At 67.4% G+C, this 12,963-nt stretch carries 15 protein-coding genes; 11 read left to right on the top strand and 4 right to left on the bottom strand.

The window, feature by feature from the left end; all coding sequences use genetic code 11:
- Positions 1–113 precede the first annotated feature (113 nt).
- Entirely contained in the window at positions 114–992 is an 879-nt protein-coding gene (locus tag JI746_RS27315; RefSeq protein ID WP_408004135.1) for an amidohydrolase family protein, read from the top strand.
- The gene (locus JI746_RS27320) at positions 989–1,642 is read left to right on the top strand and encodes a glutathione S-transferase family protein (protein WP_201693481.1); all 654 of its coding nucleotides are present in this window, start codon (positions 989–991) and stop codon (positions 1,640–1,642) included. The genes JI746_RS27315 and JI746_RS27320 overlap by 4 nt, the downstream gene beginning before the upstream one ends.
- Here JI746_RS27320 and JI746_RS27325 read toward each other — a convergent pair.
- From JI746_RS27325 to hemB, 4 genes are read right to left on the bottom strand one after another with little or no spacing between them, the layout of a single operon-like run.
- Entirely contained in the window at positions 1,625–2,353 is a 729-nt protein-coding gene (locus tag JI746_RS27325; protein WP_201693482.1) for a DUF72 domain-containing protein, read from the bottom strand. The two genes, JI746_RS27320 and JI746_RS27325, sit on opposite strands and share 18 nt — an antisense overlap.
- A complete protein-coding gene (locus JI746_RS27330; protein ID WP_201693483.1) occupies positions 2,350–2,934 on the bottom strand; it encodes a DUF1003 domain-containing protein in 585 nt (194 codons plus the stop codon). The genes JI746_RS27325 and JI746_RS27330 overlap by 4 nt, the downstream gene beginning before the upstream one ends.
- Positions 2,934–4,043, bottom strand: a complete 1,110-nt coding sequence (locus tag JI746_RS27335) for a magnesium transporter CorA family protein (RefSeq protein ID WP_201693484.1) — start codon at positions 4,041–4,043, stop codon at positions 2,934–2,936. The genes JI746_RS27330 and JI746_RS27335 overlap by 1 nt, the downstream gene beginning before the upstream one ends.
- Before the next feature lie 12 nt (positions 4,044–4,055).
- Positions 4,056–5,060, bottom strand: coding sequence for a porphobilinogen synthase (gene hemB / locus JI746_RS27340; RefSeq protein WP_201693485.1), 1,005 nt, complete (start codon positions 5,058–5,060; stop codon positions 4,056–4,058).
- 326 nt (positions 5,061–5,386) lie between these two features.
- Between hemB and JI746_RS27345 the strand changes: the two genes are divergently transcribed.
- The 9 genes from JI746_RS27345 to JI746_RS27385 all read left to right on the top strand — a co-directional run.
- Positions 5,387–5,809 carry a CopD family protein gene (locus JI746_RS27345; protein WP_201693486.1) on the top strand — a complete coding sequence of 141 codons (423 nt, stop codon included), beginning with the start codon at positions 5,387–5,389 and terminating at the stop codon, positions 5,807–5,809.
- Positions 5,810–5,899: 90 nt separating this feature from the next.
- Positions 5,900–7,030: a VanZ family protein gene (locus JI746_RS27350; RefSeq protein WP_201693487.1), complete on the top strand. Its 1,131-nt coding sequence runs from the start codon at positions 5,900–5,902 to the stop codon at positions 7,028–7,030.
- Positions 7,027–7,371, top strand: coding sequence for a (2Fe-2S) ferredoxin domain-containing protein (locus JI746_RS27355; protein ID WP_201693488.1), 345 nt, complete (start codon positions 7,027–7,029; stop codon positions 7,369–7,371). Before JI746_RS27350 ends, JI746_RS27355 begins: the two co-directional genes overlap by 4 nt.
- Positions 7,371–8,000, top strand: coding sequence for an alpha/beta hydrolase (locus JI746_RS27360; protein WP_201693489.1), 630 nt, complete (start codon positions 7,371–7,373; stop codon positions 7,998–8,000). The genes JI746_RS27355 and JI746_RS27360 overlap by 1 nt, the downstream gene beginning before the upstream one ends.
- Positions 7,997–9,157: a D-alanyl-D-alanine carboxypeptidase family protein gene (locus JI746_RS27365; RefSeq protein ID WP_408004134.1), complete on the top strand. Its 1,161-nt coding sequence runs from the start codon at positions 7,997–7,999 to the stop codon at positions 9,155–9,157. The genes JI746_RS27360 and JI746_RS27365 overlap by 4 nt, the downstream gene beginning before the upstream one ends.
- 239 nt (positions 9,158–9,396) lie before the next feature.
- Positions 9,397–9,774: a 30S ribosomal protein S12 gene (gene rpsL / locus JI746_RS27370; protein ID WP_193675732.1), complete on the top strand. Its 378-nt coding sequence runs from the start codon at positions 9,397–9,399 to the stop codon at positions 9,772–9,774.
- Positions 9,775–9,927: 153 nt separating this feature from the next.
- Positions 9,928–10,401, top strand: a complete 474-nt coding sequence (gene rpsG, locus JI746_RS27375; protein WP_201693490.1) for a 30S ribosomal protein S7 — start codon at positions 9,928–9,930, stop codon at positions 10,399–10,401.
- Positions 10,402–10,506: 105 nt separating this feature from the next.
- Positions 10,507–12,609: an elongation factor G gene (gene fusA / locus JI746_RS27380; RefSeq protein ID WP_201693491.1), complete on the top strand. Its 2,103-nt coding sequence runs from the start codon at positions 10,507–10,509 to the stop codon at positions 12,607–12,609.
- 232 nt (positions 12,610–12,841) lie between these two features.
- Positions 12,842–12,963: GTP-binding protein (locus JI746_RS27385; RefSeq protein ID WP_236599975.1), on the top strand; the 122-nt coding region annotated here is incomplete at its 3' end.

The following is a 12,963-nucleotide window of genomic DNA, read 5'->3' on the forward strand; positions in this document are numbered from 1 at the left end:
GCGACGCCACATCTCGGCGTTCTGCTCGGGCTCCAGCCCTCGATCTTTTCTCGATGTCATTCCGGCCTTTCACAACATGAATCATGTTGCATTGACCGGTTGAGACCGCCGGGATCCAGGGCTTCCTCGCCCTGGCGCTGGCACTCGCCTTCACGGGTGCCGCCGCCGCCGACTACGCCGGCCCGATCTTCGACGCGCACCTGCACTACAACGAGGAGGCCTTCAACGGCAGCGAGGGCCCGCACCCGCTGCCCGACGTGCTCGCCCGCATGCAGCGCAACGGCGTGCGCGCGATCGTCGCCAACTCGCGGCCCAACGAAGGCACGAAGTCGCTGGCGCAGGCGCCGCAGACGCGCCAGGCCGGCGTGGCCGTCGTGCCCTTCGTGCGCCTGTACCGCACGCGGGCGGATTACAGCAACTGGTTCCGGGACGAATCCATCTACGACATGGTGCTGGCGGAGCTGGCGCGCGGCACGGCTGCCGGCCCCTACCGCGGTCTCGGCGAGTTCCACCTGTACGAATCCGCCAACGCGAATGGGCCGGTCGCGCGCAAGCTGATGGCGCTGGCCGAGGAGCGGGAGCTCGCGGTGCTCGCGCATGTCGACGATGCCGCGATCGACCTGCTGATGGCGAACACCCCTTCGCGCGGCGCGAAGGTGCGCCTGATCTGGGCCCACACCGGCATCGGAGGCGCGCCGGTCGGCCGCGTCGACAAACTGCTGGCGAAGTACCCGCGCCTGATGGGAGAGCTGTCGTACCGGCCCGGCCTCACCTGCGAAGGCGGCAAGCTGTGCCCCGAATGGCGGCAGCTGCTCCTGAAATACCCCACGCGTTTCCTGCTCGGTTCCGACACCTGGGTCAACCAGCGCTGGCTGCAGTACGACGACACGATGAAGGGCTACCGATCCTGGCTCGGTGAGCTGCCGGCCGAAGTGCAACGCCGCATCGCCTGGGAGAATGGCGCCTCCCTGTTCGGCCTGACCAGACCATGACCTTGAAGCTGCATTACTACCCCTCCACGGCGGCGATGATCCCGCACATCCTGCTGGAGGAGCTCGGCGTCCCGTACGAACGCGTGTTCGTCGATCGCGCCCGCGACGAACACAAGCGCCCCGCGTACCTGAAGCTCAATCCGAACGGCACGCTGCCGGTGCTCGAGGATGGCGACTTCGTGCTGTACGAGACGGCGGCGATCGTGCTGCACCTGTGCGACCGCCATCCGCAGGCGCGGCTCGCTCCAGCGCCGGGCACGCTGGAGCGTTCGCACTACCAGCAGTGGCTGGTCTGGATGACCAACACGCTGCAGGCGACGCTGATGGTCTACTTCTATCCCGAGCGCTGGGTGCAGGAGGGCAACGCCGAAGGCGCGGCGCAAGTGAGGGCGAGCGCGCAGGAGCGCGTCGCCCCGCTGCTGGACCAGCTCGATGCGCTGGTGGCCCGCCATGGCGGCCCGTGGCTGCTCGGCGCCGACTACTGCGCGCTGGACGCCTACGCCTTCACGCTGTGCCGCTGGACGCGCAACTTCCCCACCGGCAAGGCGCGCGAGCGCACGCACCTGGGTCCCTACCTGCAGCGCGTGAGCGAGCGCCCCGCCGTGCAGCGGGTGTTCGCCACGGAAGGCCTCTCAGCGCCGTTCTTCTAGGAATCGCAGCAGCGCCAGCGCGTCGCCGGCGGCGGCGCCCGAGGCGGTGTTGTCGAAGATGCACCAGACCTCGGCGCCTTCCGCCTGGGCGAGGCGCAGGCGCGCGGCCAACGCCGCCAGCACCTCGGGCGCATAGGCGGAGTAGTACATGCGCGGCGAGCCGTGCAGCCGCAGGTAGATGCGGCCCGGCCATCCGCCCGGCCGCGCGCCCGGCGGGTGCCGCACCGGGTCGGCGAGCACGCGCGCGATCCGCAGCTCGCGCAGCAGTGCATCGGGTGCGTCCTCGAACCACGTCGCGTGCCTGGGTTCCAGCGCCAGCGCACCGCCGAAGCGCGCGCGCAGGAGCGTGAGGAAGGGCGCCGCCGTGCCGGCGTCGAACGCCAGGCTGGGCGGCAGCTGCACCAGCAGGCAGGCGAGCCTGTCGCCCAGGTGCGCGCACTCGGCGAGGAAAGCGTCCAGCAGGGGCTCGCAGTCGACCAGCCGCCGCTCGTGCGTGATCGCCTTGGGCAGCTTGGCGCTGAAGCGGAAGCCCGTCGGCACCGCCGCGGCCCAGCGTTCGTACACGAAGGGCTTGTGCGGCCGGTGGAACGAGGAATTGATCTCCGCCACCGGGAAGCGCGTCGCATAGCGCGCCAGGTGGCTGTCGCCCGGCCCGAACGCCTCCTGCAGCTCGCGCGGCAGGCTCCAGCCGGCGCAGCCGACCAGGATCACGGGCTCGCCCCGTTCTTGTCGCGGTGCAGCGGCGGCTGCCCGGAGTGCTCGCGCAAGGCGTCCTCGATCTGGCGCGCCAGGGTCTCCGGCCGGGTGGCCTGTTCCAGCACCGCGATCTCGGGATCGTCTTCCTCGGTCAGCCCCATCTTGCGCGACATGCGGTCGAGGATCTGCAGGATCTTGGTGTTCTCCTGCTCCGCCAGCAGGTTGATCTGCAGGTCGAGCTGGCTGCGCCGCTCCGTCACGCGCATCTCGTAGTTCTGGCTGATCAGGATGAAGGACGACAGGAAGATCGCCTCCAGCGACACGACCAGCGTGAGGAAGGTGAAGGGGTAGGGATCGAAGTGCGGCAGCCGGGGCAGCACGTTCCACCCGATCCAGAAGCCGAACACCAGCGCATGGATCCAGACGAAGGTGATGCTGCCGCAGAAGCGCGCCACGAATTCGGCGATGCGGTCGGCGGCGCTGCGCTTGGTGACCGCCAGCTGTTCCAGCTTGCGCATCGCCTGCACGTTCTCGCGCGTGAGGTCCGCGACGGTGCGCGGCTGCCGGTAGCTGGAACGGTGGTGCCCGTGCGCCATCAATGCCCGGTCCGCGCCAGGTAGCGCTTGCGCCAGAACACGATGCCCAGCACCAGCGCGATCATCCCCATGGTGGCCAGCGTCCACCAGAAGCCGGCGGCCTGGTGGGTCAGGGGCAGCAGCTCGAAGTTCATGCCGAAGATGCCGGCGATCAGGTTCAGCGGCAGGAAGATGGCGGTGAGCGCGGTCAGCGTGCGCATGATGTCGTTGGTGCGGTTGCCGACGGCGGAGAAGTGGATCTGCACCGCGGTTTCGGCGCTCTGCTCCATCCGGTTGACGTGATGCACCACGCGTTCGACGTGTTCCACCACGTCGCGGGCGCGCGCAAGCAGGCCGTCGCGCTCCGACTGCGTCATCCACGGCGGCGGCTGCTCGCGCTGGCTGTCCAGCCATTCCTGCATCGCGTCGTTCTGCTCCTCGCACAGGTCCTGCAGGGTGTGCAGCGCGTTGCGCGCCGTCATGAGCGCGCCCCAGTCGGCTTCGCCCGAGTTCGGCGCCAGCAGCGCCTGCTGCCAGCGATCGAGCTCGGTGCTGAGGACCTTGCGCAGTTCCAGGTAGCTGTCCACCACCAGGTTCAGCATGCGCAGCATCAGGTCCGCGGCGCCGGACGGCAGGCGGCTGCGCGCCGAGGCGCTCAGCCCCTCGCTGTTCAGGGCGTCCTGCAGGTAGCGCTCGATGAAGGCGCGGGCGGCGAAGCAGCCGGCCGGGTGCACGGTGATCAGGAGCCGGTCGAAGGCGACGAAGCCGAGCGCGCGGGTGCGGATGCGGCTGAACGCCGACAGCGGCGCGTGCCGGGCCACCACCGCTTCGCCGAGCTCCGCGCGCACCTCGCTTTCGGTGGCCAGCCGGCGGAAGATCACCAGGTCGTAGACCGAGGTGTAGTCGTAGCTCGAAGGGTGGCCGCGGTTGCCGAGGTCCTTGACGTGCAGGTCCAGCAGCGGCGAGCCGCCGAGGGTCTGCGCCGCGCGCTGCAGCACGGGCAGGTCCTCCTCGAGATGTTCGCGCTCGAGGTAGATCCAGACGAAGCCATCGTGCGGCGCGCGTGCGGGGAGTTGGTCCAGGAAGCGCAGCGTGCCGGCACCGAATTCGACGATGTGCACGCCGCGCATCCTCTCACAGACTCAGGGGCGCAGCTTGCGTGCGGCGTCGAGCGCGAAGTAGGTCAGGATCCCGTCAGCGCCGGCCCGCTTGAAGGCAAGCAGGCTTTCCAGCATCACCAAGTCGTGGTCCAGCCAGCCGTTGGCGGCCGCGGCCTTGAGCATCGCGTACTCGCCGGAGACCTGGTAGGCGAAGGTCGGGACCTTGAATTCGTCCTTCACGCGCCGCACGATGTCCAGGTAAGGCATTCCCGGTTTCACCATCACCATGTCGGCACCCTCGGCGAGGTCCATCGCGACCTCGCGCAAGGCCTCGTCGGTGTTGCCCGGGTCCATCTGGTAGACCTTCTTGTTGCTCTTGCCCAGGTTGCCGGAGGAGCCGACGGCATCGCGGAACGGGCCGTAGAAGGCGCTCGCGTACTTGGCGCTGTACGCCATGATCCGCGTGTGGATGTGGCGGTCGCCCTCCAGCGCCTGGCGGATGGCGCCGATGCGCCCGTCCATCATGTCGGAGGGGGCGACGACGTCCACGCCGGCCTGCGCCTGCGCGAGCGCCTGCTTCACCAGCACTTCGACGGTCTCGTCGTTCATGATGTAGCCGGTTTCATCCAGCAGGCCGTCCTGGCCGTGGCTGGTGAAGGGGTCGAGCGCGACGTCGGTCATCACACCGAGCTCGGGGAACTCCTTCTTCAGGCGCTGCACCGTCCGCGGCACCAGGCCCTCCGGGTTGAAGGCCTCGCGCCCGTCCGGCGTCTTGAGCGACTGGTCGATCACCGGGAACAGGGCCAGGCACGGCACCCCGAGCTGCATGCACTGCTCCGCCACCGGCAGCAGCAGGTCGATGCTGACCCGCTCCACGCCCGGCATGGAGGCCACCGCCTGGCGCTGCTTCTGGCCGTCCAGCACGAACACCGGATAGATGAAATCGTTCGCCGTGACGGCGTGTTCGCGTACCAGATTGCGTGTGAACTCGTCACGCCGCAGCCGCCGGGGCCGGCCATGGGGGTAGGGGGCGAAGAAGGAAGTCATAAGGAAAATTGTGCCCCAAGCCGGGGCGAGGACAGGTTTTTCGGGCCGCGGACGGCGCCGGCGCCTTGCGCCGGCAAGGCACCGCCCAGCGTCAGAGAACTTAAGCCTTTCTGCTTGAAAGCCGAACTGTGCGCTGCTAAATTACGTCCGGGCGGCTTGCCGCTCCCCGCTTTTCCTCCCTGAGCGGGCGCCTTGATGTGTGACAGCAAAAAGGCTTCCCACCCCGGCCGAAAGCCGGGGCTTTTTTTTGCCTCGGGCAGGGCCAGCCGGGGTGACCCCGGCGGTACGCGACCCCGCCAGCATGGGCCCTTCGTACACTCCGCCCCATGCTCTGGATCAAGGCCTTCCACATCTTCTTCGTGGCCAGCTGGTTCGCCGGCCTGTTCTACCTGCCGCGCATCTTCGTCAACCTCGCCATGGTCCCGGCGGACTCGCCGGCGGAGCGCGCGCGGCTGCTGCTGATGTCGCGCAAGCTGCTGAAGTTCATGACGGTCATCGCGGTGCCGGCGCTGGCGCTGGGCCTGTACCTGTGGCTGGGCATCGGGGTGGGACGTGGCCAGGGCTGGATGCACGCCAAGTTGCTCGTCGTGATCCTGATCGTGGGCTACCACCATGCCTGCTCGGTGCTCCTGCGCAAGTTCGAGGCCGGTACCAACCAGCGCAGCCATGTCTGGTTCCGCTGGTTCAACGAGATGCCCGTGCTGTTCCTGCTCGCGGCCGTCCTGCTCGTGGTCCTCAAGCCGTTCTGATCGGATGCGAGCCCCCACGCTCCTCACTTCGTGCAGTCGCTGCCCCCCCAGGGGGCGCAAGCCTCCCAGAGGCGGCTCGTCGGAGGCTTGATGCACAAGACCTCGGCCTGGCCGCTGGCGGGGGCCTACGTGGTGCTGGTGGTGTACGCCAGCCTGTATCCCTTCACCGGCTGGCGCAACCAGGAGATCCCGCCGTGGGACTTCCTGTTCGCGGGCTGGCCGCGCTACTGGACCGGCTTCGACGTGGCCGCCAACGTGGTCGGCTATGTGCCCCTGGGTTTCCTGCTGGCCCTGAGCTTCCTGCGCCGGGGCAACGTGCGCTTCTTCGCCGCGCATCCCAACCTCGCCGCCATCGCGGTGGCGCTGGCCGCCGGCACGCTGCTGTCGCTGTGCATGGAGGCGCTGCAGAATTTCCTGCCGTCGCGCGTGGCGTCCAACGTCGATTTCGGGCTCAATGCCGGCGGCACCCTGCTGGGTGCCGTGCTGGCCGCGGGGCTCGAACTCGCCGGCGTGCTGGCGCACTGGAACCGCTTTCGCGAGCGCTGGTTCATCCCGCACGCGCGCGGCGCCCTGGTGCTACTGGCGTTGTGGCCGTTCGCGCTGCTGTTCCCGGCCGCCGTGCCGCTGGGCCTGGGGCAGGTGTTCGAACGCCTGGAGACCTCGGCGGCCGACTGGCTGCTGGACACGCCCTTCCTCGAATGGCTGCCGGTGCGCGAAGTCGAATTGCAGCCGCTGGTGCCCGCCGCAGAACTGCTGTGCGTGGCGCTCGGTGCGTTCGTGCCCTGCCTGCTCGGGTACACCATCCTGCGGTCCATCGGCCGCCGGGCCGTGTTCGCCCTGGTCACGATCGCCCTCGGCACGCTGGTGACGGCGCTCTCGGCGGCCCTGAGCTGGGGTCCGACGCACGCCTGGGCCTGGCTGAGCCTGCCCGTGCGGCTGGGGCTGGTGTTCGGCCTCGCCCTGTCCGCCCTGATGCTGGCCGTGCCGCGCCGCGGCTGCGCCGCGGTGCTGCTGCTGGTGCTGGTGATCCACCTCAGCGTGCTGAACCAGGCTCCGGCCAGCGCGTATTTCACCGACACCCTGCAGGCCTGGGAGCAGGGACGCTTCATCCGCTTCAACGGGCTGGCGCAGTGGCTCGGCTGGCTGTGGCCTTATGCCGTGCTGGTCTATGTGCTGCTGCGGGTCTCGCGTCCCGAGCCGCCTCCTAGAATTCCGGCATGACCGCGCCCGCCCAGCCTCCGTATTTCGAACACCACATCTTCTTCTGCCTGAACAAGCGCGAGAACGGCGAGGCCTGCTGCGCCGACCACGACGCCCAGGCCGCCTTCGAGCGCTGCAAGTCGCAGGTCAAGGCCCGCGGGCTGAACGGGCCCGGCAAGGTGCGCGTCAACAAGGCCGGCTGCATGGACCGCTGCCAGGGCGGCCCCATCGCCGTGGTCTATCCCGAAGGCACCTGGTACACCTACGTCGACGCGAGCGACATCGACGAGATCGTCGAATCGCACCTGCAGAACGGCAAAGTGGTCGAGCGCCTGCTGACGCCGCCGCACCTGGGGCGCTGATGATCGCGCAGACGGAGAGGCTGGAACTCGCCGGCCCCGCGGGGCGCATCCAGCTGCTGCGCAATGCGCCGGAAAGCGGCTCGCGCGGCGTCGCGGTGATCGCGCATCCGCATCCGCTGTTCGGCGGCACGATGGACAACAAGGTGGTGCAGACGCTCGCGCGCGCGTTCGTGCAATGCGGCTGGACGGCGCTGCGCTTCAACTTCCGCGGCGTCGGCGCCAGCCAGGGCACCTATGACGAAGGGCGCGGCGAAGCGCAGGACCTGCTCACCGTCGTGCGCGAGCTCGCCGGCGACGGGGCGCTCGCGCTGGCGGGGTTTTCCTTCGGCGCCTATGTCGCCGCGCAGGCGGTGCAGGCGCTCTGGTCGTCGCGCGACGTGCGCGCGGTGGTGCTGGTGGGCACGGCCGCATCGCGTTTCCCGGTGCCGGCGTTGCCGCCGGAGTCGCACGAACGCGCGCTCGTGGTCCACGGTGAGGTCGACGACACGGTGGTGCTGTCGTCCGTCCTCGATTGGGCACGGCCGCAGTCACTGCCCGTTACGGTCGTTCCCGGGGTCGAGCATTTCTTTCACGGACAATTGCCGCTGTTGAAGAACCTGGTGGCCCGCCACCTGCGCGCACTCGAATGAAGTTTCGCTGGATGCGGGCGCTGGTCGCGCCCTGGCTGCTCCTTTTCTCGCTCGTCGCGGCCGCCCAGGTGCCGCAGCCGCCCGAGGTCGCCGCCCGCAGCTACCTGCTGATGGACCTGAGCGCCGACCAAGTCCTGGCGCAGCGCGGCATCGACACGCCCGTGGAGCCGGCCTCGCTCACCAAGCTCATGACCGCGTACCTCGTGTACCAGGCGATCCGGGCGAAGAAGGTGGACCTGAAGCAGACGGTCCCGATCAGCGAACGGGCCTGGAAGATGCCGGGCTCGCGCATGTACGTCGACCCGAAGATGCAGGTGCCCGTCGAGGACCTGATCAAGGGCATGATCGTGCAGTCCGGCAACGATGCCACGGTGGCGCTGGCCGAGGCCGTGGGCGGCACGGTGGAACACTTCGTGGAACTCATGAACGCGCAGGCCAAGGCGCTGGGCATGAAGCACACGAGCTTCCGCAACCCCGAGGGGCTCAGCGCGCCCGGCCACATGACGACGGCGCGCGATCTGGCCATCCTCGCGACCCGGCTGATGCAGGACTACCCCGAGGACCTGCCGTACCACGCGATCCGGAAGTACCGCTACCAGGGCACGCCCACCGCCAACGACACCAACCGGAACATGCTGCTGTTCCGCGACCCCACGGTGGACGGCCTGAAGACGGGTCACACCGACGCCGCCGGCTACTGCCTCATCGCCACGGCGAAGCGCGACTTCCCCAACCTGCAGGGCCGCCGGCTGCTGGCCGTGGTGCTGGGCGCCAGCAGCGAGGTCGCGCGCGCCAACGAGGCGCAGAAGCTGCTGAACTGGGGCTTCACCGCATTCGAGGGCCTGAAGCTGTTCGATGCCAATGCGACCGTGCTCGAGCCGCAGGTCTGGAAGGGTTCGGACAACGCCGTCAAGCTGGGCCAGACGCAGCCGATCGTGCTGGCGATGCCGGCCGGCAGCAGCTCGAAGATCAAGACCCAGGTGGCGCGGCCGGATCCGCTGGTCGCCCCGATCCAGAAGGGCCAGCACGTGGGCACCCTGAAGATCCTGGCCGGCGACCAGCTGCTGCGCGAGGTGCCGCTGGTGGCGCTGGAAGGCGTCGAGCAGGCCGGCATCTTCGGCCGGGCCTGGGACGCGGTGCGGCTGTGGATCAAGTGACGTCGCGCCAGCCGTCCCCGGGCCCGTAGGCTGGCGGTGAGGAGCGAAGCTCCCGAACCCCAGCGGTGCGCGAAGCGCTGGGGTTTCGCTTCGCTCCACCGCCAGCCTGCGGGAACCGCCAGTCAGCCCCGCCCATCGGATTGCGGGTTTTCACCAGCCGGGATATACTCGCGGGCTTTCCCGCAATTTGGGGCGGGGAAGCTTTTTGTCGTTTCACGAACGTTTAGGGACGTTTTTCAATGCCAACCATCAACCAGCTCGTGCGTCAGGGCCGGGAAGTCGAGAAAGTCAAATCGAAGTCCCCCGCGATGCAGAACAGCCCCCAGCGCCGTGGCGTGTGCACCCGCGTGTACACCACGACGCCCAAGAAGCCGAACTCGGCCCTGCGCAAGGTCGCCAAGGTGCGCCTGACCAACGGTTTCGAGGTCATCTCGTACATCGGCGGCGAAGGCCACAACCTGCAGGAGCACTCGGTCGTGCTCGTGCGCGGCGGCCGCGTGAAGGACCTGCCCGGTGTGCGTTACCACATCGTGCGCGGTTCGCTGGACCTGCAAGGCGTCAAGGATCGCAAGCAGTCCCGCTCCAAGTACGGCGCCAAGCGCCCGAAGAAGGCCTGATCAGCCCCAGTCGTAGTTTGTCGGTGCTCGTTCGGCCCTGGCAGGCTGAACCAGCGTAGTGACCCGATGCCGGGTCGAGTAAGTGGGATGTCCTGATGGCTCCCGCGGCCGGTCGGAAGACCAGGCCAACTGAAGCAAAGAGAGAGGTTAGAAATGCCACGTCGTCGCGAAGTCCCTAAGCGTGAAATCCTGCCGGATCCCAAGTACGGCAATGTCGAACTCGCCAAGTTCATGAACGTGATCATGCAAGGCGGCAAGAAGGCGGTCGCCGAGCGCATCGTCTACGGTGCCCTCGAGCAGATCGAGAAGAAGAACCCGGGCCGTGACCCGGTCGAAGCCTTCACCATGGCCATCAACAACGTGAAGCCCATGGTCGAAGTGAAGTCCCGCCGCGTCGGCGGCGCGAACTACCAGGTTCCCGTCGAAGTCCGTCCGGTGCGCCGCCTCGCCCTGTCGATGCGCTGGATCAAGGAAGCCGCCAAGAAGCGCGGCGAGAAGTCGATGGCCATGCGCCTGGCCAACGAGCTCATGGAAGCCACGGAAGGCCGTGGCGGCGCCATGAAGAAGCGTGACGAAGTGCACCGCATGGCCGAGGCCAACAAGGCCTTCAGCCACTTCCGCTTCTAAGAAACAGAAGGTTGAGCGTTCGGCGTTGGGCGTTGAGCGATCAGCTCGACGCCCTTTCGCCCCTTCAAACGCTCAACGCTCAACGCTTAACGGAAAGAATTCATCATGGCCCGCAAAACGCCTATCGAGCGGTACCGCAACATCGGTATCTCCGCGCACATCGACGCCGGCAAGACGACCACCACCGAGCGCATCCTGTTCTACACCGGTGTCAACCACAAGATCGGTGAAGTGCACGACGGCGCCGCCACCATGGACTGGATGGAGCAGGAGCAGGAGCGTGGCATCACGATCACCTCCGCGGCCACCACCTGCTTCTGGAAGGGCATGGACCTGTCCTACCCGGAGCACCGCTTCAACATCATCGACACCCCCGGCCACGTGGACTTCACCATCGAGGTGGAGCGCTCCATGCGTGTGCTGGACGGCGCCTGCATGGTCTATTGCGCCGTGGGCGGCGTGCAGCCCCAGTCGGAAACCGTCTGGCGCCAGGCCAACAAGTACAAGGTGCCCCGCCTCGCGTTCGTCAACAAGATGGACCGCACCGGCGCCAACTTCTTCAAGGTCTACGACCAGATGCGCCTGCGCCTGAAGGCCAACCCGGTGCCGATCGTGATCCCGATCGGTGCCGAGGAGAACTTCACCGGCGTGGTCGACCTGCTGAAGATGAAGGCGATCATCTGGGACGAAGCCTCCCAGGGCATGAAGTTCAACTACGAAGAGATCCCGGCCGAACTGGTGGAAAGCGCCAAGGAGTGGCGCGAGAAGATGGTCGAGGCCGCCGCCGAAGCCAACGAGGAACTGATGAACAAGTACCTCGAGGAAGGCGACCTGACGGAAGCCGAGATCAAGCTCGGCCTGCGCACGCGCACCATCGCCACCGAGATCCAGCCGATGCTGTGCGGCACCGCGTTCAAGAACAAGGGCGTGCAGCGCATGCTCGACGCCGTGATCGACTACCTGCCCTCCCCGGTGGACATCCCCCCGGTCAAGGGCATGGACGAGGACGAGAAGGAAACCCACCGCAAGGCCGACGACAGCGAGAAGTTCTCGGCGTTGGCGTTCAAGCTGATGACGGACCCGTTCGTGGGCCAGCTGACGTTCGTGCGGGTGTACTCCGGCGTGCTGTCCAAGGGCGACACCGTCTACAACCCGGTGCGCGGCAAGAAGGAGCGCATCGGCCGGATCGTGCAGATGCACGCCAACAACCGCCTGGAAGTCGACGAGATCCGCGCCGGCGACATCGCCGCCTGCGTGGGCCTGAAGGACGTGACCACGGGCGAAACCCTGTGCGATCCGGGCTCGATCCTGACCCTGGAACGCATGGTCTTCCCCGAGCCGGTGATCCGCCAGGCCGTGGAACCCAAGACCAAGGCCGACCAGGAAAAGATGGGCGTCGCGCTGCAGCGCCTGGCCGCCGAAGACCCGTCGTTCCGCGTGAACACGGACGAGGAATCCGGCCAGACCATCATCGGCGGCATGGGCGAGCTGCACCTGGAAATCATCGTCGACCGCATGAAGCGCGAATTCGGCGTGGAAGCCAACGTCGGCAAGCCGCAGGTGGCCTACCGCGAGACGATCCGCCGCAAGGTGACGGACCAGGAAGGCAAGTTCGTGCGCCAGTCGGGCGGCAAGGGCCAGTACGGCCACGTCGTCTTCACGGTGGAGCCGAACGAGACCGGCAAGGGCTTCGAGTTCGTGGACATGATCAAGGGCGGCGTGGTGCCGCGCGAGTACATCCCGGCGGTGCAGAAGGGCGTGGAAGAAGCGCTGAACTCCGGCGTGCTGGCCGGCTACCCGGTGGTGGACGTGAAGGTCTCGCTGACCTTCGGTTCCTACCACGAGGTGGACTCGAACGAGAACGCGTTCAAGATGGCCGCCATCTTCGGCTTCAAGGAAGGCGCGAAGAAGGCCAGCCCCGTCATCCTCGAGCCGATGATGGCCGTGGAAGTCGAGACGCCCGAGGAATACGCCGGCAACGTGATGGGCGACCTGTCGTCCCGTCGCGGCATGGTGCAGGGCATGGACGACATGCCCGGCGGCGGCAAGACCATCAAGGCCGAAGTCCCGCTGTCCGAAATGTTCGGCTACTCGACGACGCTGCGCTCCATGTCGCAGGGCCGCGCGACGTACACGATGGAGTTCAAGCACTACGCCGAAGCTCCGAAGAACGTCGCCGAAGGCATCATCGCCGCCCGGACGAAGTAAGAAGGCAGAACAACCGAACGCAAAGGGCGCAAAGGTCACGCAAAGAACGCGAAAGAACATCCTTCAACTGGATTCCTTTTGCGGTTTTTGCGAAACCTTTGCGGCCTTTGCGTTCTGGTAGTCCGTATTTGTCTGCGACCCCGCGCCTTCCGTTGCCCGTGGCGGAAGAACCAGCAGCAGGGTGCAGACGTAAAACCATCACACGGGCCTAGCTCTTTATCGGAGATTCTCAATGGCAAAAGGCAAATTCGAGCGGACCAAGCCGCACGTCAACGTCGGCACGATCGGCCACGTGGACCATGGCAAGACGACCCTGACGGCGGCGATCACGACGGTGCTGTCGGCCAAGTTCGG

This window comes from Ramlibacter alkalitolerans (genome assembly GCF_016722765.1).
Taxonomy (GTDB): Bacteria; Pseudomonadota; Gammaproteobacteria; order Burkholderiales; family Burkholderiaceae_C; genus Ramlibacter; species Ramlibacter alkalitolerans.

Coding starts and splice junctions, on each gene's coding strand:
- JI746_RS27355 (WP_201693488.1), top strand. CDS start 7,027: ATGACCGCGCCCGCCCAGCCTCCGTATTTCGAACACCACATCTTCTTC.
- JI746_RS27360 (WP_201693489.1), top strand. CDS start 7,371: ATGATCGCGCAGACGGAGAGGCTGGAACTCGCCGGCCCCGCGGGGCGC.
- rpsG (WP_201693490.1), top strand. CDS start 9,928: ATGCCACGTCGTCGCGAAGTCCCTAAGCGTGAAATCCTGCCGGATCCC.
- JI746_RS27330 (WP_201693483.1), bottom strand. CDS start 2,934: ATGGCGCACGGGCACCACCGTTCCAGCTACCGGCAGCCGCGCACCGTC.
- JI746_RS27335 (WP_201693484.1), bottom strand. CDS start 4,043: ATGCGCGGCGTGCACATCGTCGAATTCGGTGCCGGCACGCTGCGCTTC.
- JI746_RS27320 (WP_201693481.1), top strand. CDS start 989: ATGACCTTGAAGCTGCATTACTACCCCTCCACGGCGGCGATGATCCCG.
- hemB (WP_201693485.1), bottom strand. CDS start 5,060: ATGACTTCCTTCTTCGCCCCCTACCCCCATGGCCGGCCCCGGCGGCTG.
- JI746_RS27365 (WP_408004134.1), top strand. CDS start 7,997: ATGAAGTTTCGCTGGATGCGGGCGCTGGTCGCGCCCTGGCTGCTCCTT.
- JI746_RS27345 (WP_201693486.1), top strand. CDS start 5,387: ATGCTCTGGATCAAGGCCTTCCACATCTTCTTCGTGGCCAGCTGGTTC.
- fusA (WP_201693491.1), top strand. CDS start 10,507: ATGGCCCGCAAAACGCCTATCGAGCGGTACCGCAACATCGGTATCTCC.
- rpsL (WP_193675732.1), top strand. CDS start 9,397: ATGCCAACCATCAACCAGCTCGTGCGTCAGGGCCGGGAAGTCGAGAAA.
- JI746_RS27350 (WP_201693487.1), top strand. CDS start 5,900: ATGCACAAGACCTCGGCCTGGCCGCTGGCGGGGGCCTACGTGGTGCTG.